The following is a 23,066-nucleotide window of genomic DNA, read 5'->3' on the forward strand; positions in this document are numbered from 1 at the left end:
GATGTGTACTGCCGTACGCATCGATGTGTACCCTTGTACGCATGGTCTATCTGACGCTTGCCGCGGCCATCGCCTCGGAGATCCTGGCCACCACCCTGATGAAGTACAGCGACGGCTTCAGCCGGCTCTGGCCGAGCGTCGGCACCGTCGCCGGCTACCTCGTCGCCTTCGCGCTGCTCGCCCAGGTGCTCAAGTCCATGGAGGTCGGCTCCGCCTACGCCATCTGGTCCGGCGTCGGCACCGCCGTCGTCGCCCTCGTCGGCATGCTCTTCCTCGGCGAGGCGGCCTCACTGGCCAAGGTGCTCGGCGTGGCCCTGGTGGTCGCGGGCGTCGTCACGCTCAACGTCGGCGGAGCCCACTGATGGCCCGCCGCTACGACCCGGACCGGCGCCAGCGCATCGTCGACGCCGCCGTCCGGGTCGTCACCGAGCACGGCATCGCCGGGCTCACCCACCGCGCCGTCGCCGCCGAGGCCGACGTGCCGCTCGGCTCCACCACCTACCACTTCGCCGGCCGCGACGAGCTGCTCGCCGCGGCCCTGGAGCGGATGAACGACGCCTGGCTCGCCGACCTCGCCGAGCGCCTCGCCCAGCACTCGGACCTGCCGCCGGCCGAGCGGCTCGCCCGCTACGTCGCCCACAGCCTCGGCCCGGGCCGCGCCGAGACCGAGCTCTGCTACGAGCTCTACTTCGCCGGGCTGCGCCACCCGACCCTCCGCCCGCTCTCCTCCCGCGTCCTGGCGGGCGTCGCGGAGCTGCTGCGCCCGCTCGTGCCCGACCCGGTCGCCGCCCGGCTGCTGACCGCGGCGCTCGACGGGCTCCTCATCCAGCTGCTGCTGAGCGGCGACGCGTACGACGAGCGGGCGGCCGTCACCCTGTTCGAGCGAGTGCTCGCGGGGCCGCTGCCCGCCACCCGGACCGGTTCGTCCCCGGCCGGGGACACCCGTTAGCGTCTTCACCATGACCGACGTAGCAACCCCCGCCACCGGCGCCGTCGCCGCCGGCCTCGCCACCCTGACCACCGAAGGGACCGTTCTCGACACCTGGTTCCCCGCGCCCGAGCTCACCTCCGAGCCCGGGGTCGCCGGCACCGAGCGGCTGAGCGCCGAGCGCGCCGCCGAGCTCCTGGGCGAGGCGGCCACCCGCGCGGTGGGCCCCGACGCCCGCCGGGGCGTCGAGGTCGTGGCGGTCCGCACGGTCATCGCCTCCCTCGACGACAAGCCGCTCGACGCCCACGACGTCTACCTCAGGCTGCACCTGCTCAGCCACCGCCTGGTGCGCCCGCACGGCCTCAACCTGGACGGCCAGTTCGGGCTGCTCGCCAACGTCGCCTGGACCAACCTCGGGCCCGTCCCCGTCGACCGGATCGAGGAGACCAGGCTCGCCGCCCGCGCCGACGGTCTCGCGCTCAACGTCACCAGCGTCGACAAGTTCCCACGGATGACCGACTACGTGGTGCCCGCCGGCGTCCGCATCGGCGACGCCGACCGGGTCAGGCTCGGTGCCCACCTCGCCTCCGGCACCACCGTGATGCACGAGGGCTTCGTCAACTTCAACGCCGGCACCCTGGGCGTCTCCATGGTCGAGGGCCGGATCAGCGCCGGCGTGGTCGTCGACGACGGCTCCGACGTCGGCGGCGGCGCCTCGATCATGGGCACGCTCTCCGGCGGCGGCAAGCAGACCATCTCCATCGGCCGGCGGTGCCTGCTCGGCGCCCAGGCCGGCCTCGGCATCTCGCTCGGCGACGACTGCGTCGTGGAGGCCGGCCTCTACGTCACCGCCGGCACCCGGGTCACCCTGCCGGACGGCTCGGTCGTCAAGGCCCTGGAGCTCTCCGGCGCGGACAACCTCCTCTTCCGCCGCAACTCCACCACCGGCGTCGTCGAGGCCCTGCCGCGCACCGGCACCTGGGGCGGCCTCAACGAGGTCCTGCACAGCCACAACTGACCGGACGGGCTGTCAGCGGCGGGCGATAGGGTGACCGGCGTGAACGGATTCGCGGCGGGCCTGCGTTACCTGGCCCAGGGACAACGGTGGGTGTTCAGTCGCCCGCGCTGGCTGCTGTTCGGGCTGGTGCCCGCGTTGATCGCCTTCGTGGTCTACGCGGGCGCGCTGGTCGCCCTCGCCTACTTCGCCGGCGACATCGCCGTCTGGGCCACGCCGTTCGCCGACGACTGGGACGGCGCCGGGCAGTCCCTGATCCGCGTGGGGTTCGCGCTGCTGCTGGTCGCGGCCGGCGTGATGCTCGCCGTGGTCACCTTCACCGCCGTCACGCTGATCATCGGCGACCCGTTCTACCAGGCGCTCGGCGAGAAGGTCGAGGAGACCGAGGGCGGCGCCCCGCCCGGCCACGGGCGGGGCTTCTGGCAGGACATCGGGGTCTCCATCAGCGACAGCGTCCGGGTCCTGCTGCGGGTGCTGCTCTTCACCGTCCCGCTGTTCGTGCTGGGCTTCGTGCCGGTGATCGGCCAGACCGTCATACCGGCGATCGGCTTCGCCGTCTCCGGCTTCTTCCTCACCGTCGAGCTCACCTCGGCCGCGCTCGACCGCCGCGGCCTGCCGCTGAAGGAGCGGATACGGCTGCTCCGGCGCCGCCTGCCGGTGGCGCTCGGCTTCGGGGTGCCGCTCGTGCTCCTCTTCCTGATACCGCTCGGCGCCGTCCTGCTCATGCCGGGCGCCGTGGCCGGCGCCACGCTGCTGGCGCGCGGGGTCGCCGATTCGGCGACCCCGGGCCAGGCGCCGGCGGCGGTGGTGCTCGGCAAGGGCTGACGACTTCCGCGGGCGCTCGCGCCCGGTTCGGTCAGACGGGCGTCGGCTCGGTCAGCGCGGCGCGCAGCGCGGTCGTGAGGCGCTCGGTGAGCGCCTCGTCGGCCGGGAGGAGGGGTGGGCGGACGGGGCCGCCGGGGAGGCCGGCGGCCTGGAAGAGCGCCTTGACGCTCACCGTGCCCGGGACCCCGTGCATCACCGCCTCCACCAGCGGCAGCAGCGCCCGGTGCCGGCTCGCGGCCAGCGCCGTGTCGCCCGCGGCGAACGCGTCGAGCACCCCACGGACCTGGCGGCCGGCCACGTTGGCCACCGTGCTGACGCAGCCGACGGCCCCGAGCGCCAGCAGCGGCAGGTTCAGCTCCTCGCTGCCCGAGTAGTAGGCGAGCTCCGTGTCGCCCATGACCAGGCCGGACTTCAGCAGGTCGCCTGAGCACTCCTTGACGGCCACGACGCGGGGATGCTCGGCGAGCCGCCGCAGCGAGTCCGCCGTGAGCGCCGTGCCCTCGCCCGTCCGCACCGGGATGTCGTAGAGCATCACCGGCAGCTCGGTCGCGTCGGCCACCGTCCGCAGGTGCGTCACGATGGCCTCCTGCGTCGGCCGCGAGTAGTAGGGCGTCACCACCAGCAGGCCGTGGGCCCCCGCCTTCTCGGCCGCCTCCGCCAGGGCCACCGTGTGGCGGGTGTCGGCCGTGCCGACCCCCGCGACCACCTTGGCCCGGTCGCCCACCGCGTCGACCACCGCGCGCACCAGCGCGGTCTTCTCCACGTCCGTGGTGGTCGGCGACTCGCCCGTGGTGCCGCTCAGCACCAGGGCGTCGCAGCCGGCGCGGTCCACCAGGTGCGTGGCGAGCCGCTGGGCGCCGGACAGGTCGAGCCCGCCGTCGGCGGAGAAGGGAGTGATCATCGCGGCGGCGCAGCGGCCGAAGGGGGGAGTGGACATGCGGGCAGTCTGCACCCCTCCGGCCGCCGCCGGCCACCGGGAATCCGCGCCGGGGCCGGTCAGGGCCTGAAGCGCAGCACCTGCGGGTCGTGGTCGCTCGCCTGGTCGGCGAACTCCGCGTTGATGTGCACGATGTCGTACTCGAAGCGCCTGATCGAGGGGGACACCAGCGTCTGGTCCAGCACCTGCGAGTTCCCCTGGAACACGTACGTGTACCGCTCGTCGCGCGGCAGCGAGTCCAGCGCGCCGCGCAGCGCGCCGTCCTCGGTCAGGGCCCTGGTGGTGGGCGAGAACTCGAAGTCGTTGATGTCGCCGAGCACCACGACCCGGGCCTGGCGCTGCGCGGACCGGATGTCCTGGACGAAGGAGTTGACCACCCGGGCCTGCGCGATGCGCTGCGCCTCGGAGGACCGCACCGGCGGCTGGTAGCGGCCGTGCAACGGGTGGTCGCCGCCCTTGGAGGTGAAGTGGTTGGCGACCACGAACACCGTCTCGCCCCGGAAGGAGAACTCGGCGGCCAGTGGCTTGCGGCTGTCCTCCCAGGCCCAGTTGCCCGGGTCGACCCGGCCGGGGGAGGCGGTCAGCTCGGCCCGGCCGCGGTGCCGCACGACCTCGGTGCCGGTGGTCGAGTCCCCGCCGGCGCGGTCGACGAAGGAGACCCGCTCCGGGTTGAAGAGGAAGACGGTGCGGATGTTGCCGCCCGGCTGCCCGCCGTCCTCGCCGTCCACCGGGTCGATGCCGCGCCACTCGTACCGCGGCCCGCCCGCCGCCACGATCGCGTCGACGAACCGCCCCAGCGTCTCGTCCGCGCCCACGGTGCCGTCGTCCGTCGGGCCGCTGTCGTCCTGCACCTCCTCGATCGCCAGGATGTCGGGGGAGGCCAGGTGGGTCACCACGCCCGCCGCGAGCCGGTCGAACTTGGCCTGCTCGTTGCCCGGGTTGAGGTTCTCCACGTTGTAGGTGGCGATGGCCAGTTCGTCCCGCCGCTGCGGCCTGGTGGACTCGGGCGTCAGCCCGCCGGACTCCACCGTGCCCATCTCGCGGGCGGCGAGCAGGTAGCCGCCGAACTCGTCGTAGTCCAGCGGGCCCACCGTCGTGCCGGCGAGCACGTCGCCCACGTTCGCCCGGGGGAACGGCTGCTGCGCCACCGGCACCAGCGACTCCACCTTCAGCCGGCCCGCGTTCTGGTCGGTGTAGGAGGCGTACCTGGTGCCGCCGTTGGCGGTCGGGTTGGCGTGCGGGTCGAGGGTCACCCACAGCTCGTAGTACGGGGTGCTCGGGCCGACCACGGCGGTGTCCTCGACCGCCACCGTCATGCCCTCGAGGGACTCGAAGAGGTCGAGCGCGTAGCGGTTCGGCCGCAGGGTCAGGCCCTCGATGTCGCCGCCCTCCGCCGGGTCGCCCGCCGGCGCGTAACGCTCCGGCAGGTCCTCGGCGTCCAGGGTGACCGGCGCCGGCAGTTCGTTGCCCGAGGACACCACCGTCACGGTGGGCCGCGATATCTGGGTGACCGACTGGCCGCCGGTGTCCTCGCCGCCCGGGTAGTACTCGCCGACCAGGCCCGAGACCCGCACGTCGTCGCCGACCGCGACGCGCGGCGTGGAGCTGGTGAAGACGAAGATCCCCTCGCTGGTGGCGGGGTCGTCGTCCGGCGTCGGGTCCTGGATCCAGAAGCCGCGCGAGCCGTAGGTACGGACGCCGGTGACGACGCCCGGCACGTCGGTGACCTGCTGGCCGGCGTAGGGCGACGTCCTGGTGTCGCCCTGGATGTCGTGGACGCGCGGGGCCGCGAGGGCGCCCTGGTCGGCCGGCTCCTCGGCGTGCGAGGGCTTGACCAGCAGCGCGGAGCAGAGGCCGGCGACGACCAGTGCCCCCACGGCTGCGGATCTGTGGCGTGGACGGACTGAGGCGGACAAGGGACCCTCCAGGGCGGTAGCGGGCAGGGCATTCCTCCATGGCCTGCTCTACGCGCGTCAAGCTCCCGCAGCGGGGCGGGCCTTGTCAACGCCTCCCAGGAATCGGGACGGAGACGTTCCGGTTAATCGCCGCTCACGGCTCCGGAGGGCGCGGCGGGCGGGCCCCGATGGTGACGAGCCGTCACCGGCAGCCCCGCGCCTCATCTAGGCTGGGGGACGGCCTTCCGTGGTTTCGATGAGGAGCGATGGTGAACACCGCTGACGAGCGTCCCGTCATGCCGCCCGTGCGGCTGCCCTCCGAGGCCGAGTTGGCCCGAGAGGCCCTGGCCGCACCCCTGTTGTCCCGCGCCGCCCGGCTCGCCCGCTGGGCCGCGCCCGAGGTGCCGGTGGGCGCCGGCGGCGAACTGTCGGCGGAGCGACTGAAGTCCGCGGTCGCCGTGCTCGGCCTCGACGCCGACGAGGAGGGCGAGCTGCTGGCGGCCGAGGCGTGGAACTTCGCCGTCGACAGCGGCCTCGTCGTCGTGCTCGAGGACCCGGACGCCGCGGAGGGCGGCGGCGAGGAGGACGGCGGCGCCGAGGAGGACGGCGGCGCCGAGGCGGTCGCCGGCACCGCCTCGCCGGGGCCCGAGCTGAACCAGCTCACCGAGGGCCGCCCGGCCGACGTGCTGGAGATCTGGGCCGAGGGCCTGGACGCGGTGCTGGCCGAGGTCGCGACGCCCAGTTTCGAGGAGCTCCTCGGCGAACTCCCCGGCGGCTCGGACGAGGGCGGGGGCGCGTCGATCGACCCGTCGACCGTCGACCTCGACGCCCTGGACTGGGACCCGGAGGAGGAGGCCGACTTCCTGGACGCGGCGCTCGGCAGCCTCTACCTGTTCGCGCTCACCGACGACTCCGGCCAGGCCGCCTCCATGGTTCCGCTGCCGATGGTCGCCGCCGCCTCGGTGATCCCCGAGGACATGGACGAGCTGTCCGAGGCCGTGATGGACGAGCTGTCGGCCGCCGTGCTCAAGCTGGACGAGCAGTTCAGCGCCCTGGTCGACACCGGCCTGCTGGAGTACGAGCCGGTGGACGAGTCGGTGCTCGCCGAGGCGGAGGGCGCGGAGGCCGCCACCGAGGACGACGGCGAGGTGGACGACACGGAGGACCTGGCCCGCTACGGCCGGGCCAGGCTGACGCCGCTCGGGCTCCACGCGGTGCGCCGCCGCATGATCGAGGCCGGCCTCACCGCCCCGCTCGTCGGCGAGCTGGCCGACCAGGACGCGGCGGCGCTGCTGGCCGCCCTCCCGTACCGCCCGGAGACTGCCGCGCACGACGAGGCCGAGCTGTGGCTGGCCGCCCGCGAGCCGCTGTCCGCCGCCCGGGAGCTGCTGGCCGCCGCGCGGGGCGACGACCCGGCGGCTCCGGGCCGCCGACTCGGCTGTCAGCTGGTGCTCGCCATGCTCGACGGCCGCGCCGAGCCGGCGCTGCGCGAGGTGCTCGCCGATCCCCAGCTCGGCGGCCTGGCCCGGGTGTGGCTCGCCGAGCACGGCGTCGTGGACGTCCCGCCGCCGGCCGAGGACATGGTCTTCTGGCTGACCATCGACACCCTCGCCGCGCAGCTCGGCGGTGTGGAGCTGGAGGAGAACGCGCCGGAGCTGCGCGACCTGGTGACCGACCTGGCCGACCAGCACAGCGGCTTCTTCGACCGCGCCTGGCGCACCGACCACCCCGCCACCGCGGAGGTGCTGGAGGCGGTGGGCCGGCTCCACCCCGACAAGCAGTTGGCCAAGCAGGCCCGCAAGGCGGCCTTCAAGTCCCGCTCCAGGGACTGACGGTGGAGCCGGCCGGCGCGCCGATCCCGCCCCGCCTCCCGCTGGCCGAGCTGGTCGCCGTCCGGCACGGGCAGTCCACGGCCAACGTCCTCTTCGCCACGGCGCGGCGCGGCGGTCCCGTGGTGGTCCCGTCCGAGTCGCGCGACGCCGACGTCCCGCTCTCGGAGCCGGGCCGGGCGCAGTCCGTGGCGCTGGGCCGCTGGCTGGCCGCGCTCGCCCCGGGGAGCCGCCCCGAGCTCGTCCTCAGCTCGCCCTATCTGCGGGCGCGGCGCACCTGGACGCTGATGGCCGAGGCCGCCGGTGGGGGCTGGCCGGCGCCGCTGGTCGACGAGCGGCTGCGGGACCGGGAGATGGGCGTCTTCGGCCTGCTGCCCGAGGCGGTGATCCGCGAGCGGGCGCCCGAGGAGGCCGAGCGCCGTGACCGCCTGGGCGACTGGTTCTACCGGCCGCCGGGCGGCGAGTCGTTGGCCGACGTGGTGCTGCGGGTGCGGGACCTGCTCACCGAGTTGGCCGCCGCGGCGGCCGGCCGGCGGGTGCTGCTGGTGGCCCACGACGCGGTCGTGGCGGCGGTGCGACAGGTGGCGGCCGGCCTGGGCGCGCCGCCACCGCCCGGCGACGAGGAGCCGGTGCCCAACGCCTCGATCTCCCGCTGGGTGGGGGACGGCGGCCGGCTGCGGCTCGTCGGGTACGGGGCGACGGACCACCTGCCGGCGGCGTAGGGCCTCCTAGGCGGACCGATCACGGTTGGGCAAAGGAGACGGCGGGGTCGCAACCATCCGGGCGCGGCGGGCGTCCTGTCGGGGTCATAGCTGTCGCTGGTACGTACGCAACCGGAGTTCTCGCGTGCTCATTTTCGGCTCCACCACCAAGATCTTTCAGCTGGCGATGCTGAACCTGATCTGCAACTTCTGCGGCAACCCCTCGGCGCAGGCGCTGCGCAAGCGGGTCACCAAGTTCACCCTGTTCTTCATCCCGCTCTTCCCGATCGCGCCGTCCAAGCACACCCTGCAGTGCACGTTCTGCGGCGGGACCCAGGAGGTGTCGAAGGAGAACGCCGAGCACCTGTTGGCCAGCGCCGGACCGGCCGGCCCGGCGCAGCCGCCGGCGCAGGGCGGCAACCCCTTCGCGGGCCAGCCGCAGCCGGGCGCCCAGCCGTACCCGCAGCCCTATCCGCAGCCGGGCCAGCCGCCGATGCCGCCGCAGCAGGGGCAGCCTCGCCAGTTCGGCTGATCACCGCTCCCCGACGGGCCGTTCCGCCGCCGCCGGCGCCGGCCCGTCGAAGGCGCCCGCCGCGGCGGCGAGGGCGGTGGCGCGCGCCGCGTCACCCGGCAGCCCGGGATCGTCGGGCTGCCGCAGCAGCACCAGCCGGTGGTAGACCGGCGCGGTGGCGGCGATCAGCAGCCGCCGGGCGTCGGTCCCCGCCGGCACCTCCCCGCGCGCGACGGCCCGGTCGACCACCACCCCGCAGCGCGCGTACCTGTCCTCCCAGAACCGCCCGAGCGCCGTCGCGGCCGGGGCGGAGCGGAACGAGGCGGCGATCAGGGCCATGGTGAGCGGCGGGTCCTCGACGAGGGCCGCCCGCACCTCCTCGTTGAGCGCCGTCAGATCGCCCGCGAGCGTGCCGGTGTCGCGCGGTCGCCAGTCGTCGTCGAGCGCCGAGGCGAGCACGTCGGCCAGCAGGCCGCCCACGTCCCGCCACCGCCGGTAGACCGTGGCGCGGTGGACGCCGGACCGCTCCGCCACCGTGTCCACCGTGAGCGCGTCGTATCCCCGCTCCACCAGCAGCGCCCGCGCCGCGGTCAGCACCTGGGCGCGGATCCGGGCCGCGCGGCCCCCGGGGCGGCGGGCGGTGGCCGTCATGCCGAGAATCCGTTTGCGCGGTCCGCCGTCTCCATGGCAGCATCCTAATGCAACGGTTGTCGCAGTAATGGAGTCGATGGTGCTCATTCGAAGCGTTCCCCAGGTCATGGCCACCGCCACGCACTCGAACGCCTCGGAGCACCCGCATGTCCGTCCGCCGCACTGCCCGTCCCACCGCCCGTCCCACCCAGATCACCGCGCTCGGCGTCGGTAAGTCCTACGACGGCCGGGTCGTCCTCGACTCGGTCAGCTGCTCGCTCGGCGCCGGCGAGCGCACCGGCGTCGTCGGCGAGAACGGCTCGGGCAAGTCCACCCTGCTGCGGCTGCTCGCCGGCCGCGAGCGTCCCGACCACGGCGAGCTCGTCGTGCACGCCGAGGGCGGCATCGCCTACCTCGCCCAGGACGCCGCGCTCCCACCCGAGCGCACCGTGCGGCAGGTCCTCGACCACGCGCTGCGCGAGCTGCGCGACATCGAGGCCCGGCTGCGCCGCCTGGAGGCGGCGATGGCCGAAGGCGACGAGTCCGGGCTCGCCGAGTACGGCGACCTGCTCACCGCCTTCGAACTGCGTGGCGGCTACGAGGCCGACGCCCGTGTCGAGCGCGCCCTGCACGGCCTCGGCCTCGCCGGCCTGCCCCACGACCGGCCGGTCGGTGCCCTCTCCGGCGGCGAGCAGGTCAGGCTGCGGCTCGCCGCCGTCCTCGCCGCCGCCCCCGAGGTGCTGCTGCTCGACGAGCCCACCAACCACCTCGACGCCGCCGCCCTGGGCTGGCTCGAGGACCACCTCACCACCCGCCGCGGCACCACCGTCGCCGTCTCGCACGACCGCGACTTCCTGGAGCGCGTCGCCACCACCCTGATCGAGGTCGACGCCGACCGGCGCGGCGTCGTCCGCTACGGCAACGGCTACGCCGGCTACCTCGCCGAGCGGGCGGCGGCCAGGCAGAGCCAGGCCCAGGCGCACGCCAGGTGGCGCGACGAGGTCGACCGGCTCCGCGAGGCCACCCTCACCACGGCCCGCCGCGTCGCCCCCGGCCGCGCCATCAGGGACGGCAACAAGATGGCCTACGACCGGGCGGGCGGCCGGGTCCAGCAGTCGCTGGCCAGCCGGGTCCGCAACGCCGAGGAACGCCTGCGCCGGCTGCTCGCCGAGCCGGTTCGGCCGCCGGCCGAACCGCTGCGCTTCGCCGCCCCGTTGCGGCGCGCCGACGCGGCGCCGGAGGCCGCGCTCAGGGCCACCGACCTCGCCGTCGCCGGCCGCCTCGCCCCCATCAGCCTCGAACTGGGGCCCGGCGAGCGGCTGTTGGTCACCGGGCCCAACGGCGCGGGCAAGAGCACCCTGCTGCGGGTTCTCGCCGGCGAACTCGCCCCCGACGCCGGCAGCGTGACCCGGCGCGGCCAGATCGGCCACCTGCCGCAGGAACCGGGACCCGGCCGCCCCGGCCAGACCCTGCTCGCCGCCTTCGCCCACGGCCGGCCTGGCCCCGTCGAGGAGCACGCCGAAGAACTGCTCGCCCTCGGACTGTTCCACCCGGAACAGCTCGACGCGCGGGTCACCACCCTCTCCACCGGCCAGCGCCAACGCCTCGCCCTGGCCCGGCTGGTCACCGAACCGGCCGACGTGCTGCTGCTCGACGAGCCGACCAACCACCTCTCGCCCGCGCTGGTCGAGGAGTTGGAGGCCGCCCTCGCCGACTACCCCGGCGCGCTGCTCGTCGTCAGCCACGACCGCCGTCTTGGCCGCCGTTGGCGCGGCTCCCGGCTCGCCATCTGAAGATCGCAAGGAGCGACCGCACATGCCCACTCTGATCACCGTCTCCGACGCGACCGCGGGTCCCTACGGCATCACCGTGGGGCCGGACGGCGCCCTCTGGTTCACCCTGGTCCACGCCGGCGATCTGGGCCGCCTCGCCCCTGACGGCCGCGTCGACCGCTTCCCCGTGGGCGCCGGCCCGTCCCTCGTCACCACCGGCCGGGACGGCGCGCTGTGGCTCACCCTCAACCAGGGCAACGCCGTCGGCCGTGTCACGATCGACGGCGAGGTGACCACGTTCCCCGTGCCCACCCCCGGCGCCGGCCCCTTCGGCATCACGGCCGGCCCGGACGGCGCGCTGTGGTTCACCGAGCTCAACGCCGACCGGATCGGCCGGATCACGGTGGCCGGTGCGGTGACGGAGTTCCCGCTGCCGACGACCGGCGCCTACCCGTCGACCATCACCGCGGGCCCGGACGGCGCGCTGTGGTTCGTCGAGATCGCCGCCGGCCAGGTCGGCCGGATCACGGTGGCCGGTGCGGTGACGGAGTTCCCGCTGCCCGACCGCGCCTGCCGCCCCCATGCCATCGCCCCGGCCACCGACCGCCTCTGGCTCACCGAGTGGGGCACCGGCCGCCTGGCCGCCGTCACGCCGGACGGCGCCGTCGAGGAGTACGAGCTGCCGGGGCCGGCCGGTTCGGAACCCCACGGTCTGGTGGTCGGCCCGGGCGGTACGGTCTACGCGGCGCTGGAGACCGGCGCGATCGCGCGGCTGGGAGCGGAGGATCGGTGAACCACGAGGGCGTACGGCGCAGTTACGACACCGTGGCCGAGGAGTACGCCGCCCGGCTGCACGACGAGCTGGCCGGCAAGCCGCTCGACCGGGCGCTGCTCGCCGCGCTGTTGGAGCAGACGGAGCCTGGCGCGGCGGTCGCCGACCTCGGCTGCGGCCCGGGCCATGTCGCGGCCTGGCTCGCGGAGCACGGCGCGCGGACGGTCGGCGTCGACCTGTCACCCGGCATGGTGGCGGTGGGTGGCTCGCGTTACCCGAAGGTGGAGTTCAGGCAGGGCGACCTGCGGGAGCTGCCGGCCGGGGACGGCGAGTTCGGGGCCGCCGTCGCCCTCTACTCGATCATCCACCTGGCTCCCGAGGACCTCTCCCTCGCCTTCGCCGAGGCCCACCGCGTCCTGCGCCCCGCGGGCCTGCTGCTTCTCTCCTTCCACGTCGGCGAGGAGACCCGGCACCTGGACGAGTGGTGGGGCCACGACGTGGACGTGGACTTCCACTTCCTCGACCCGGCCCGGATCGTCACCCTGCTGGAAACCGCCGGCTTCACCGTGGAAGCCCGGCTGGAACGCGCCGCGTACCCCACGGAGGTGGACACCCGGCGCGCCTACCTCCTCGCGCGTCGCGCGTGACCGGTCAGGCCTTGACCGTGATCGGGCGGTGGGGGAGCGGGCTGGAGTAGACGACGCTGGTGGTGACCGAGCCGAGCCCGGCGATGCGGCCCATCGTCGACTCCAGGTCGCGCATCGAGCGGGCGACGACCTTCAGCACGAAGCAGTCCTCACCCGTCACGTGGTGGGCCTCCAGGATCTCGGGCGTGACCGCGACCAGGTCGTGGAACGGCTTGTAGTTGGGCGTCGGGTAGCGGAGGCGGACGAACGCCAGGATGCCGAAGCCGAGCTTCTCCGGGTCCACCACGGCCGCGTACCCCTGGATCACCCCGCTCTCCTCCAGCCGCCGCACGCGCTCGGTGACGGCGCTGGCGGACATGGAGACGGCCCGGGCCAACTCCGCGTAGCTGGCCCGGCCGTCCCGTTGGAGGGCCTCCAGGATGCGCATGTCGGTCTCGTCGAAGGAATCAGCGGTCATGAGCGATTCATAGCACGGAATCCCCGGTGGCTGCCCGCGAAGGCCGGCGATCACCCGTTCCCTGGCGCGGTCGAGCGCCGTAGCGTCCTTCCCATGACGAACAGCACCACCAGTCCCGCCCTGCGCACGCCGCCCGCCGCCCCCGCCGAGGCCGCCGCGTTCTTCACCGCCCGCCTCACCTTCCAGGCCGACGTCTCGGACGTCCGGGCCTCGCTCGTCTCCGGCGACCCCGGCTTCGTCCTGGTCGACTCGCGCGGCGAGGAGGGCTGGCGGCAGGGCCACGTGCCGGGCGCGGTCCACCTGCCCACCGCCGACATCCCCGCCCGGGCCGGGAGCCTGCTCGACCCGGCCGTCCCGGTCATCACCTACTGCTGGGGCCCCGGCTGCGACGGCGCCACCCGCGCCGCGCTCGCCCTCGCCCTGCTCGGCTACCGCGTCAAGGAGTTGATCGGCGGCATCGAGTACTGGATCCGCGAGGGCTTCCCGGTCGAGACCGCGACCGGCGCCATCGAGCAGCGCGAGCCCGACCCGCTGACGGTGCCGGTCGGCTCGGTCAGCTGCGCCTGCTGAGGCCGTCGGCGTCCCGCCACCAGACGAACACCTCGGTGCTCGGCTGCCGTTCGGAGAACCGCCCCGAGGGCGAGGCCGCGCTCAGGAGCCGGCGCAGCTCGGCCTCGAAGTCGTCCCGACCCGTACCGAACAGGTGCGGGGCCGAGAAGGACATCGAGAACACCCCGGCGACGACGTCGTCGACCGTGCGTTCCAGCGCCTGACCGCCGGGCACGACATGGCGATCGGGGCCGTGGAACCCCGCCCGACGGAAGACCTCGGCCTCCCCGCCGGGCGTGCCGTGCGTCAACACCCCGCGCCCGGCCCGTCTGACCGGCCCCAGGTAGCGCCTGACCAACTCGTCGACGGCCGCCTGAGGCACGGCCGGGTGCGGGAGCCCTTCGCTGGAGCGGGTCTCCGACTTGAGGTCCGAGACGTGCACCAGCGCCCCGCCGGGCCCGAGCAGCTCCCGGACCGTGGCCGCCACCAGGTCGCGGTCCATCCAGTGGAAGGACTGGGCGAAGACCGCGACGGTGAAGGTGCCGAGCCCGGCGGGCAACTCCTCGGCCCGGGCCCGCACCCACCGCGACCTGTCGGCCACGCCGACCTCGGTGGCCTCGCGCTCGGCCTCGGCGAGCATCCCACCGTCCGGGTCGACGCCGACGATCTCGGCGAAGAGGTGCGCCAGGCCCAGGGCTACCGTGCCGGGACCGCACCCCACATCGAGGAGCCGCCCCCGCCCGTCCAACCGCAGGGCGCCGGCGAGCGCGCCGGCGAGGCCGGGGGCGTACGGCAGCCGCCCGCGCCGGTAGTACGGCGCTGTGCCCGCGAACAACGTCTCGTCCCACTCCCAGCCGGCCCCCATGCCGCCACCGTCCTCCCCAAGATCATCCACCTGCCCGGCGGCCGATGGTCCCACGCGGGCCCGGGACGGCGCCGCCCGATTTCCGACCGGCGGCCCGAGAGGCGCCCGAGGACGCGGACGGCCAGGGCGTGGGCAACAGCTCACGCCACGGGCCGACCGTGGCGAACATGGCCTCCATGCTGGCGAGTGAGGGCCCGTGGAACCGCGCGGCGGCGGCCGTGCAGTCCGCGGCGACGGCGATGTCGAAGCCACGCTCGACGCCCGACCGCACCGTCGACTCGACGCAGTAGTTCGTCAGCACTCCGCCGACCACGAGCCGGTCGACCCCCAGCGCCCGGAGCATGGGCTCCAGATCGGTGTGGAGGAACGCGTCGTAGCGGCTCTTGTCGACGACCACGTCGCCGGGTTCGGGCCTGAGCTCGGCCACCACCTCGGCGTCCCAGCTGCCGCGGGCGAGCATCCGCGGGTCCACGGCGAGCACCGGGGCGAAGGCCGCGCGTATGCGGGGGGACATCTCCGGGGCGTTCTCGCGATAGACGTGCCGCGTGTAGACGACCGGCAGTCCGGTGGCACGGGCCGCTTCGACGAGCCCGACCATGGCGTCGACGACTGCGTCGACGCCGGGGACGCCAAGTCCGGCGCGGGGCACGGATCCGTCGGGGTGGACGAAGCCGTTCTGCATGTCGATGACGAGGATCGCGGTGGCGGACATCGTGGGCTTCTCCTCTTCCGGTGTGGCGGTGGGTCGGCTCAGGCCTGGGCGGTGGGGCGGACGACGATGTCCCCCACGTCCACCCCGTCCGGCTGCTCGACGGCGAACGCGATGGCACGGGCCACCGCTTCCGGAGCGAGTCCGATCTCGTCCATCCTCGCGACGATCCGGGCCTTGACCTCGGGGAGCAAGGGGTCCGCGAAGTTCGTGCGGACGTAGCCAGGTGACACGACGGTCACCCGCAAACTGCCCCCGGCCTCCTGCCGCAGCCCCTCCGATACGGCTCGGACGGCGTTCTTCGTGGCCGCGTACACCGACATCAACGGACTGACGGTCAGTCCCGCCACAGACAGCGTGTTGACGAAGTGCCCCGACCGCTGCTCGCGGAAGACGGGCAGCGCGGCGGCGATCCCGTACAGCACGCCCTTCAGGTTGACGTCGATCATCTCCTCCCAGTCCTCGACGCGGAGTTCGTCGAGCGGGGAGATCAGGCCGACGCCCGCGTTGCTGACGAGGACGTCGAGCTTTCCGAAGCGTTCGCGCGCCACGCGGACGAGGCCGGCCAGGTCCTCGCGCCGCCTCACGTCCGTGCGGACCCAGGCGACCTCGCCACCGGTCTCCTCGACGCGGGCGGCCACGGCGGCGAGGCGGTCCGGACGACGTGCTCCCAGGACGACGCTCGCGCCGCGCCCGGCGAGCAGGAGTGCGGTCGCCTCGCCGATGCCGCTGCTCGCGCCCGTGATGGCCACGACTTTGCCAGCCGTTCCCGACATGGTGAATGGTCCTTCCGAACGAGGGCAGCCCCGCGGGTGCCCCGGAGTGAAAGTGGAGGCATCGCCACTTAGGCGTGTAACGTAAGTGGAGACGCCTCCACTTGGCAAGCGGTAGCGAGAGGAGAGCCCGTGACTGCTCGGGACCCAGGACGCCCACTGCGGGCTGACGCGCAGCGCAACCGGGACAAGATCCTGGCCGCCGCGGTGCGCGTCTTCACCGAGGAAGGGCTGGACGCCCACTTCGAACGCATCGCCAGGGAAGCGGGCGTCGGGAGCGGCACGCTCTACCGCAACTTCCCGACGCGCGAGGCCCTCATCGAAGCCGCCTACCGCAACGAACTGGCCCAGTTGTGCGACGCGGTCCCCGGCCTGCTGGCGGCCCTGCCGCCGCGCGAGGCGCTCCGCGCCTGGACACGGCGCTTCATGGACTACGCCACGGCCAAGTTCGGGATGGCCGACGCCCTGCAGGCCGTCGTCGCCTCGGGGACCAACCCGTACGCCCAGAGCCACCAGTTGATACAGACCGCCCTCACCTCCCTCATGGAGGCCGGCGCCGCGGCCGGTGTGATCCGGTCCGACATCAGCCCGACCGACGTGTTCGCCGCGCTCACCGGCATCGCCCTCACCTCGGCCGGGCCGGACCAGCGGGACCAGGCCGAACGTCTCCTCGACCTCACCCTGGACGGGCTGAGGCCCGTGCCGCCGCGCCCCCCGAACACTGACGGGCCGCCGCCGGCTCCGGTCGGCGGGAGCGCCGCAAACGGCTGAGCCGACTGCGCCGTGTCCGGGCGGGGCACCATGACCGCGTGCTGATTCCCAGAGCGGTCGCGGTGGTCGTCGATGGTCGGCGGGCGTTGGTCATCAAGCGCTTCCTCAGGCGCGAGGCGGCCCGCTCCTGCGCGATGTGCGTGGGCACGGGGTGGGCGGGAGCGGTGTGCCCGGGGCATCGCTACGCGGTCCTGCCCGGCGGGCACGTCGAGGAGGGGGAGAGCGCCGAGACGGCGGCGGTGCGCGAACTCTCCGAGGAGACGACGCTCGTGGCCCGGATCGATCGGCTGCTGTGGACGGGCGAGCACAACGGCCGGCCGGCGTCGTACTTCCTGATGACGGATGTTTCGGGCGTCCCCGTCCTGTCCGGGCCCGAGGCCGAGGAGCACGGCCCGAACAACAGTTTCGAGCTCAGGTGGGCGGGAGCGGACGAGTTCGCATCGCTGAACCTCTATCCGGCCGATGTCCGGGAGCCGCTCGCCGAGCTGCTGCGACGGTGAGGCCGCCGGTCAGGGCAGGGCCCCCGCACTCTCCGCCGAGGGTCCGACCGGCCGCCCGTCGCGCCACAACTCCTCGGCGTGCGCGGCGAAGCGGTCGAACATCCCGTCATCCTGGAGGCGCCGCAGGTGCAGCATGGGCGAGTCGTGGCCGACGAGCTTCGCCAGGTGCGGGGTGACCAGCATCTGGTCGTCGAACCGGAAGACGGACAGTGCGACGTGCGATTCCGCGTCGCTGAAGCGCGCCTCGATCCGCTCGGTTCCGTCGATCCGGGCCAGGTGCTCCAGGGTGATCCGGATCCGGGTGGACACCGTCAGCGCGGTGGCCTCGACGGTCTCGCGCCGCCGCGTCACCTCGGAGTCCGGATCGCCGAGGAGGAAGCGCACGGTCGCTCCCGAGCGGGCCTTCTTCCGCAGCACGGCGGCGAGGTTGGGGTGATCGAGCCAGAGGAAGTAGTTGGTGTACCCGGCGAAGGTCAACTGCTCGCCGGCGTCCGTGATCAGGCTTCGCCACACCGAGGAGGGGCAGGCCGACCGGTACGGGTACACCGCGACGACCTCGCGGTCCGCCCCCGTCTTCACAACCGCCCTGGCGGCGGCGGGCCACAACACGTGCTCCTCAACTCCCAGCACCTCGGCGACGGTCACGCGGGTCCGAGGGCGCGGCACGCGACCCTCGTACAACCACCTGTCCACCGTGCGGTCCTCTACCCCGCAATCCAAGGCCAGTTGATGTGCCGTTCGCCCGGACTCCGAGATCGCGCGCCGCAGCGGCTCGTTCATGGTCAGCCTCCCTGCCATTGGCGACACCGCAAGAGGCTATGTGGCAATGGCGATTATGGCGCCGGAGCACGCCTGGGATGTCAGGGCCGGGCGTGGCGGTTCGGGAGGCGAACCGCCGCGGTCGGGGCGAGGCGCTGTAGTCCGCTGAGGCCAGCGCGAGCGATCCTCCTTTACCGGTTATTGACGGGCCGTTGGCCCGTTGCCATACTCGCCGTTCAGCAAGCGCTTTCCCGGCCGGTGTGCCGTTATCGCGCGCCGGTCTCGCCAGCCATCCGTGGCGCCGCTCGATCCCCTGGGTCCCTCTCGCTCCCCGGTCGAGGACAGGCCGGTCGTGAATCGATTCAGGTTCGACGAGGTGGCGCGCGGTTCCTCCATCCCCCACCTCAGGAGTGAACGATGGGACGCAGAGCCGCAACCCCCATCAGGAAGCGCAAGGTCACCCTTCTCCTCTCGGCCGTCGTCGCCCTCGTCACCGCCGGCGCCACGATGAGCGGTCCGGCCGCCGCCGACGACATCGGCGTCGCGGCGTGTGGCGACGGCTCGTACCAGGCCGAGGCGGTGCGGAACGGGAACACCTGGACCGCGCCGGGGTACTCCGGCACCGACATGCTCTCCGCGATGCGGGCCGCCGTGAACAGCCTGACGCCCGGCCGCACCTCCAAGCAGCGCGTGGTGGTGCGCGGTTCCGGCTCGGTGCCGGCCAACCAGTCGCTGGACCTGCCCAGTTACACCGTGCTGGACGTCTGCGGGACGATCAACTACACCGGCAGCATGGCCGCCAACCAGGCGCCGATCCGCACCCAGAACACCACCGACGTCGAGGTCCAGAACGTCTCCATCACCGGCGCGCCCTACTTCGGCATCTTCGTGCGCAACGGCACCAACATCACCCTGGGTCAGATCAACATGCAGCTCTCCGGCGGCCTCGGCATCCGGATCGACAACCACGCCAACCGCAACGTCCGCACCCGCAACGTGCGGATCGACAACGTCTTCGTCTCCGGGGCCGGCAGCCACGCGGTGGAGACCTACGGCGTCGACGGCATCACCATCGGCACGGTCACGGCCCGCAACGTCGGCGAGTCGGGGTTGCTGCTGAACGACACGATCAACGCCAACATCACCCGGGTCGACGCCGAGAACGCGGGGACCGGCACCGGCTACGCGGCCTTCCGGATGGCCAACCGCAACGGCCGGATCGGCAGCAGCTACCCGGTGAACATCCGGGTCGGCGAGGTGATCGCCCGGGGCGGCGGCCGTGGCATCTTCTGCGTCTCGGAGAGCGGCGGCGCGGTCATCGACCGGGTGACCATCTCCAACACCGGGAACAACGCCATCCTGATCGAGAACTGCTACGGCGTGAACATCGCCGCCCAGGGCGGCACGATCAGCGGCGGGGGAGGGGTGCGGATCGCGGCCCGCTCGGAGTTCCCGAACACCAGCGACATCACGCTGCAGAACCTCACGCTCACCAACAACTCGCTCACTGAGAACCCCTGCGGCGTCCGGATCACCTACCGCAACCTCACGCTGAACAACAGCAGCCGCAGCACCTGCAGTTGAGCGGGTAGCCCGGGCCCCGTCCCGGCGGCGCGGCGGAGCGTCGCCGCCGGGACGGCAAGCGATTTCTGTCAGAACCGTTGACGTGGCCGCGGACCGGACCTACGTTCGTCCGCGGCACACGTCATACGCCGTATGCCATACATGAGACGTCATATACGAGATACGAGATTCGAGAAACCAGTCGCGTGAACGCTCCGCTGTCCGGCGCCGCGCCGGTGCCGATACCGTCCCGCACCCAGTTCGTCCTCGAGCACCTGACCCGGGCGATCCTGACCGGCGTCCTGGAACCCGGTTCCCCGCTGGTCGAGAACGAACTCGCCGCGCGGTTCGGGGTCTCCAAGACGCCGGTCAGGGAGGCGCTGAAGACGCTCGCCGGGCGCGGGCTCGTGGTGATGAGCGAGTACCGGGGCGCTTGGGTGCGGACCGTGGACGCCGCCATGGCCCGCTCCGTCTACGACGTCAGGCTGCTGCTCGAGCCCGAGGCGCTGAGTCGCACCGTGGCCTCCGGCGGGGACCTGGCGGCGGCGCACGCCGCGCTCGACCGCGCGGACGCCGCGGCCGACACCGCGGAGCGTTCCCTGGCCAACCGGGACTTCCACCGGGCGCTCTACCTGCCCTGCGGAAACCCGCTGCTGGTCAGGATGCTGGACGACCTGCGCGACCAGGCGGCGCTCGTCTCCTCCTTCGCCTGGCAGACCCGGCCCACCTGGGACCGGGAGGCCGACGAGCACCGGGCGATCCTCGCCCGCGCCGAGGAGGGCGACGCGCCGGGCGCGGCCGAGCTGCTGCGCGAACACATCCTGGCCTTCGTCCGTCGCGCCTTCCCGGCGGAGGCGGCGGCGGACGACGGCCGACAGCGAGAACCTGAGCACGACCGACAGGAAGAGGCGCGATGAACGACTTCGCGGCGCAGCGGGCCGCACTCGCCGATGTGGTGGCCATCACCGTCAGTCCCTTCGACGCCGAAGGGGCTTTCGACGGGGACGTCTACCGGACGCTGGTGCGCCGGCTCGTGGACGGCGGGGTCCGCACCCTGACCGCCAACGGCAACACCAGCGAGTTCTACTCCCTGACGCTGGAGGAGCGGCGCGTCCAGACGGAGCTGACGGTCGCCGAGGCCGGCTCCGAGGCGCAGGTCGTCGTCGGCGTCGGCCACGACGCGGTGACGGCCGCCGCCGCGGCCCGGCACGCGGCCGAGTCCGGGGCGTCGATGGTGATGGTGCACCAGCCGGTGCACCCGTACGTCTCGCAGGACGGCTGGGTGGACTACCACCGGATCATCGCCGAGGCGGTGCCCGAGCTCGGCGTGGTGCCGTACATCCGCAACCCGGCGATCGAGGGCGCCTCGCTGGCGCGGCTCGGCGAGGCGTGCCCCAACGTGATCGGCGTGAAGTACGCGGTGCCGGACCCGGTGCGGTTCGCGACCGTCGCGCGGGAGGCCGGCCTTGACCGCTTCGTGTGGGTGGCCGGCCTCGCCGAGCTGTACGCGCCGGCGTACTTCGCGTGCGGAGCGACCGGCTTCACCTCGGGCCTGGTCGGGGTCGCGCCCGCGATCTCCCTGGAGATGCTGCGCGCGCTGCGCGCCGGCGACTACCCGGCGGCGATGAAGGTGTGGGACCGCATCCGCCACTTCGAGGAGCTGCGGGCGGACCGGCAGGCGGCCAACAACGTGACGGTGGTCAAGGAGGCCCTGGCGGCGCTCGGCCTGTGCCGGCGCGACATCCGCCCGCCGAGCGCGGTCCTGCCGGAGCCCTCGCGGGCGGCGGTGGCAGCGATAGTCGAGGGGTGGGAGGTCGCGTGACGATCGCTTCCCGCGAGGGCTCAGCAGCGCCGGACGCCGTAGGTGCCGCCGGGGCGAGCCCGGCCGGCCCGGCCGGCGAGGCCGGCGCTCCTTCGGAGCGCTCCGGCCGCCAGGCCGAGACGCTCCGCAGCCACCAGTGGTACGGCACCGAGGGCCTGCGGACGTTCAGCCACCGGGCCAGGACCCGGCAGCTCGGGTACCTGCCGGAGGAGCACCTCGGCAAGCCGGTGATCGCGATCCTCAACACCTGGTCGGACATCAACCCCTGCCACCAGCACCTGCGCGAGCGCGCGCAGGCCGTGAAGCGCGGGGTGTGGCAGGCCGGCGGCTTTCCGCTGGAGTTCCCGGTGGCGACGCTGTCGGAGACGTTCCAGAAGCCGACGCCGATGCTCTACCGCAACCTGCTGGCCATGGAGACCGAGGAGCTGCTGCGCTCCTACCCGGTCGACGGCGTCGTGCTGATGGGCGGCTGCGACAAGACGACGCCCGCGCTGATGATGGGCGCGGCCAGCGCCGACCTGCCGGCCGTGTTCGTGCCGGCCGGGCCGATGCTGCGCGGCCACTGGCGCAACGAGACGCTCGGCTCCGGCACCGACATGTGGAAGTACTGGGACGAGAAGCGCGCCGGCCGCATCGGCGACCGCGAGATGGGCGAGCTGGAGAACGGCCTCGCCCGCTCGCCCGGCACCTGCATGACCATGGGCACGGCCTCCACCATGACCTCGGCCGTCGAGGCGCTCGGCCTGACCATCCCGGGCGCGGCCGCCATCCCGGCCGTGGACTCGGGCCACGAGCGGATGGCCGCCGCCGCCGGGCTGCGGATCGTGGGACTGGTCAACGAGGGCGTCACCCTCTCCCGCTACCTGACCCGGGATGCCTACGAGGACGCCATCACGACCGTGCTGTCGCTCGGCGGCTCCACCAACGCCGTCATCCACCTGATCGCGATGGCCGGCCGCTCCCAGGTGGACATCGACCTGGACGACTTCGACCGCATCGCGCGCAAGGTGCCGGTGCTCGCCGACGTCCGGCCCGGCGGCCGGTTCCTGATGGAGGACTTCTACTACGCGGGCGGCCTGCCGGGGCTGCTGGCCAGGCTCGGCGAGGCCGGGCTGCTGCACCTGGACCGGCCCACGATCACGCACGCCACGATGCGCGAGCAGTTGGCGGGCGCGCTGGTCCACGACGACGAGGTGATCCGCCCGTTGGACAACCCGGCGGCCGAGCAGGGCGGCCTGGCCGTGCTGCGCGGCAACCTGGCCCCGGACGGCGCCGTGATCAAGCACATCTCGGCCGAGCCGCACCTGCACCGGCACACCGGTCCCGCCGTCGTCTTCGACGACTACCGCACGATGCAGCGGACCATCAACGACCCCGAGCTGAACATCACCAAGGACCATGTGCTGGTGCTGCGCGGCTCGGGCCCGCTGGGCGGCCCCGGCATGCCGGAGTACGGCATGCTGCCGATCCCCGACTACCTGCTGAAGGAGGGCGTCACCGACATGGTGCGGCTCTCCGACGCCCGGATGAGCGGCACCAGTTACGGCGCCTGCGTGCTGCACATCGCGCCCGAGTCGCACGTCGGCGGCCCGCTGGCCCTCGTGCAGAACGGCGACCTGATCACGCTCGACGTCGAGGCCAGGGTGCTGCGCCTCGAGGTGGACGACGAGGAGCTGGCCCGCCGCCGCGCCGCCTGGACGCCGCCGCCCGAGCGCTACGGGCGCGGCTACGGGGCGCTCTACCAGGAGCACATCACCCAGGCCGACACCGGCTGCGACTTCGCGTTCCTGTCCCGACCCGGGGAGGTGCCCGAGCCCTACGCCGGCTGAGAGGCCG

At 73.5% G+C, this 23,066-nt stretch carries 25 protein-coding genes; 17 read left to right on the plus strand and 8 right to left on the minus strand.

Features of this window, described 5'->3' with window-relative positions:
- The first annotated feature begins 41 nt into the window (after positions 1-41).
- Genes RNC47_RS12440 through RNC47_RS12455 form a run of 4 tightly spaced genes read left to right on the plus strand, consistent with a single transcriptional unit; the run spans position 42 to position 2,768 of the window.
- On the plus strand, positions 42-362 hold the full coding sequence (locus RNC47_RS12440) for a DMT family transporter (RefSeq protein ID WP_311598245.1): 321 nt from the start codon (positions 42-44) through the stop codon (positions 360-362).
- Positions 362-949 carry a TetR/AcrR family transcriptional regulator gene (locus tag RNC47_RS12445; protein WP_311598247.1) on the plus strand — a complete coding sequence of 196 codons (588 nt, stop codon included), beginning with the start codon at positions 362-364 and terminating at the stop codon, positions 947-949. Before RNC47_RS12440 ends, RNC47_RS12445 begins: the two co-directional genes overlap by 1 nt.
- A 10-nt stretch (positions 950-959) precedes the next feature.
- Complete coding sequence (gene dapD / locus RNC47_RS12450) at positions 960-1,946, plus strand: 2,3,4,5-tetrahydropyridine-2,6-dicarboxylate N-succinyltransferase (RefSeq protein ID WP_311598249.1); 987 nt, start codon at positions 960-962, stop codon at positions 1,944-1,946.
- A 39-nt stretch (positions 1,947-1,985) separates the two neighbouring features.
- Positions 1,986-2,768 (plus strand): EI24 domain-containing protein, encoded by a 783-nt coding sequence (locus tag RNC47_RS12455; RefSeq protein WP_311598251.1) that lies wholly within the window; start codon positions 1,986-1,988, stop codon positions 2,766-2,768.
- Positions 2,769-2,799: 31 nt separating this feature from the next.
- Here RNC47_RS12455 and dapA read toward each other — a convergent pair whose 3' ends face one another.
- Positions 2,800-3,705: a 4-hydroxy-tetrahydrodipicolinate synthase gene (dapA, locus tag RNC47_RS12460; protein WP_311598253.1), complete on the minus strand. Its 906-nt coding sequence runs from the start codon at positions 3,703-3,705 to the stop codon at positions 2,800-2,802.
- A gap of 59 nt (positions 3,706-3,764) precedes the next feature.
- Positions 3,765-5,621 (minus strand): endonuclease/exonuclease/phosphatase family protein, encoded by a 1,857-nt coding sequence (locus RNC47_RS12465; RefSeq protein WP_311598255.1) that lies wholly within the window; start codon positions 5,619-5,621, stop codon positions 3,765-3,767.
- Positions 5,622-5,866: 245 nt separating this feature from the next.
- Between RNC47_RS12465 and RNC47_RS12470 the strand changes: the two genes are divergently transcribed.
- From RNC47_RS12470 to RNC47_RS12480, 3 genes are all read left to right on the plus strand, one after another.
- Positions 5,867-7,432, plus strand: coding sequence for a hypothetical protein (locus tag RNC47_RS12470; RefSeq protein ID WP_311598257.1), 1,566 nt, complete (start codon positions 5,867-5,869; stop codon positions 7,430-7,432).
- A gap of 2 nt (positions 7,433-7,434) precedes the next feature.
- Positions 7,435-8,151: a histidine phosphatase family protein gene (locus tag RNC47_RS12475; RefSeq protein WP_311598259.1), complete on the plus strand. Its 717-nt coding sequence runs from the start codon at positions 7,435-7,437 to the stop codon at positions 8,149-8,151.
- Between the two features lie 124 nt (positions 8,152-8,275).
- Positions 8,276-8,662, plus strand: a complete 387-nt coding sequence (locus RNC47_RS12480) for a zinc ribbon domain-containing protein (protein ID WP_311598261.1) — start codon at positions 8,276-8,278, stop codon at positions 8,660-8,662.
- On the opposite strand, the gene RNC47_RS12485 is transcribed toward RNC47_RS12480, so the two are convergent.
- Entirely contained in the window at positions 8,663-9,292 is a 630-nt protein-coding gene (locus tag RNC47_RS12485; RefSeq protein ID WP_311598263.1) for a TetR/AcrR family transcriptional regulator, read from the minus strand.
- A 146-nt stretch (positions 9,293-9,438) separates the two neighbouring features.
- On the opposite strand from RNC47_RS12485, the gene abc-f reads away from it, so the two are divergent.
- From abc-f to RNC47_RS12500, 3 genes are read left to right on the plus strand one after another with little or no spacing between them, the layout of a single operon-like run.
- Positions 9,439-11,064 carry a ribosomal protection-like ABC-F family protein gene (gene abc-f / locus RNC47_RS12490; RefSeq protein WP_311598265.1) on the plus strand — a complete coding sequence of 542 codons (1,626 nt, stop codon included), beginning with the start codon at positions 9,439-9,441 and terminating at the stop codon, positions 11,062-11,064.
- A 22-nt stretch (positions 11,065-11,086) separates the two neighbouring features.
- Complete coding sequence (locus RNC47_RS12495; protein ID WP_311598268.1) at positions 11,087-11,836, plus strand: Vgb family protein; 750 nt, start codon at positions 11,087-11,089, stop codon at positions 11,834-11,836.
- Positions 11,833-12,462 (plus strand): class I SAM-dependent methyltransferase, encoded by a 630-nt coding sequence (locus tag RNC47_RS12500; protein ID WP_311598270.1) that lies wholly within the window; start codon positions 11,833-11,835, stop codon positions 12,460-12,462. Before RNC47_RS12495 ends, RNC47_RS12500 begins: the two co-directional genes overlap by 4 nt.
- A 4-nt stretch (positions 12,463-12,466) precedes the next feature.
- On the opposite strand, the gene RNC47_RS12505 is transcribed toward RNC47_RS12500, so the two are convergent.
- Positions 12,467-12,919, minus strand: coding sequence for an Lrp/AsnC family transcriptional regulator (locus RNC47_RS12505; RefSeq protein ID WP_311598271.1), 453 nt, complete (start codon positions 12,917-12,919; stop codon positions 12,467-12,469).
- A gap of 93 nt (positions 12,920-13,012) precedes the next feature.
- Here RNC47_RS12505 and RNC47_RS12510 point away from each other — a divergent pair, with 93 nt between their 5' ends.
- Positions 13,013-13,489 (plus strand): rhodanese-like domain-containing protein, encoded by a 477-nt coding sequence (locus tag RNC47_RS12510; RefSeq protein WP_311598273.1) that lies wholly within the window; start codon positions 13,013-13,015, stop codon positions 13,487-13,489.
- Here the strand turns inward: RNC47_RS12510 and RNC47_RS12515 are convergent.
- Genes RNC47_RS12515 through RNC47_RS12525 form a run of 3 tightly spaced genes read right to left on the minus strand, consistent with a single transcriptional unit; the run spans position 13,473 to position 15,818 of the window.
- Positions 13,473-14,333: a class I SAM-dependent methyltransferase gene (locus RNC47_RS12515; RefSeq protein ID WP_311598275.1), complete on the minus strand. Its 861-nt coding sequence runs from the start codon at positions 14,331-14,333 to the stop codon at positions 13,473-13,475. The genes RNC47_RS12510 and RNC47_RS12515 overlap by 17 nt on opposite strands.
- A 22-nt stretch (positions 14,334-14,355) precedes the next feature.
- On the minus strand, positions 14,356-15,045 hold the full coding sequence (locus RNC47_RS12520) for an isochorismatase family cysteine hydrolase (protein ID WP_311598277.1): 690 nt from the start codon (positions 15,043-15,045) through the stop codon (positions 14,356-14,358).
- Positions 15,046-15,083: 38 nt separating this feature from the next.
- Positions 15,084-15,818: an SDR family oxidoreductase gene (locus RNC47_RS12525; RefSeq protein WP_311598279.1), complete on the minus strand. Its 735-nt coding sequence runs from the start codon at positions 15,816-15,818 to the stop codon at positions 15,084-15,086.
- A 129-nt stretch (positions 15,819-15,947) separates the two neighbouring features.
- On the opposite strand from RNC47_RS12525, the gene RNC47_RS12530 reads away from it, so the two are divergent.
- On the plus strand, positions 15,948-16,586 hold the full coding sequence (locus RNC47_RS12530) for a TetR/AcrR family transcriptional regulator (RefSeq protein WP_311598280.1): 639 nt from the start codon (positions 15,948-15,950) through the stop codon (positions 16,584-16,586).
- Between the two features lie 38 nt (positions 16,587-16,624).
- Positions 16,625-17,086 (plus strand): NUDIX domain-containing protein, encoded by a 462-nt coding sequence (locus RNC47_RS12535; RefSeq protein ID WP_311598281.1) that lies wholly within the window; start codon positions 16,625-16,627, stop codon positions 17,084-17,086.
- A gap of 9 nt (positions 17,087-17,095) precedes the next feature.
- On the opposite strand, the gene RNC47_RS12540 is transcribed toward RNC47_RS12535, so the two are convergent.
- On the minus strand, positions 17,096-17,752 hold the full coding sequence (locus RNC47_RS12540; protein ID WP_311598283.1) for a hypothetical protein: 657 nt from the start codon (positions 17,750-17,752) through the stop codon (positions 17,096-17,098).
- Between the two features lie 510 nt (positions 17,753-18,262).
- On the opposite strand from RNC47_RS12540, the gene RNC47_RS12545 reads away from it, so the two are divergent.
- The 4 genes from RNC47_RS12545 (at position 18,263) to araD (ending at position 23,059) form a co-directional block, all read left to right on the plus strand.
- Complete coding sequence (locus RNC47_RS12545; protein WP_311598285.1) at positions 18,263-19,429, plus strand: right-handed parallel beta-helix repeat-containing protein; 1,167 nt, start codon at positions 18,263-18,265, stop codon at positions 19,427-19,429.
- A 185-nt stretch (positions 19,430-19,614) separates the two neighbouring features.
- Positions 19,615-20,325 carry a GntR family transcriptional regulator gene (locus RNC47_RS12550; protein ID WP_311598287.1) on the plus strand — a complete coding sequence of 237 codons (711 nt, stop codon included), beginning with the start codon at positions 19,615-19,617 and terminating at the stop codon, positions 20,323-20,325.
- Entirely contained in the window at positions 20,322-21,230 is a 909-nt protein-coding gene (locus RNC47_RS12555; RefSeq protein ID WP_311598289.1) for a dihydrodipicolinate synthase family protein, read from the plus strand. The genes RNC47_RS12550 and RNC47_RS12555 overlap by 4 nt, the downstream gene beginning before the upstream one ends.
- A complete protein-coding gene (araD, locus tag RNC47_RS12560; protein ID WP_311598291.1) occupies positions 21,227-23,059 on the plus strand; it encodes an L-arabinonate dehydratase in 1,833 nt (610 codons plus the stop codon). The genes RNC47_RS12555 and araD overlap by 4 nt, the downstream gene beginning before the upstream one ends.
- The last annotated feature ends 7 nt before the right edge of the window (positions 23,060-23,066 follow it).

Source organism: Streptomyces millisiae (assembly GCF_031845425.1).
GTDB lineage: Bacteria > Actinomycetota > Actinomycetes > Streptomycetales > Streptomycetaceae > Streptomyces > Streptomyces millisiae.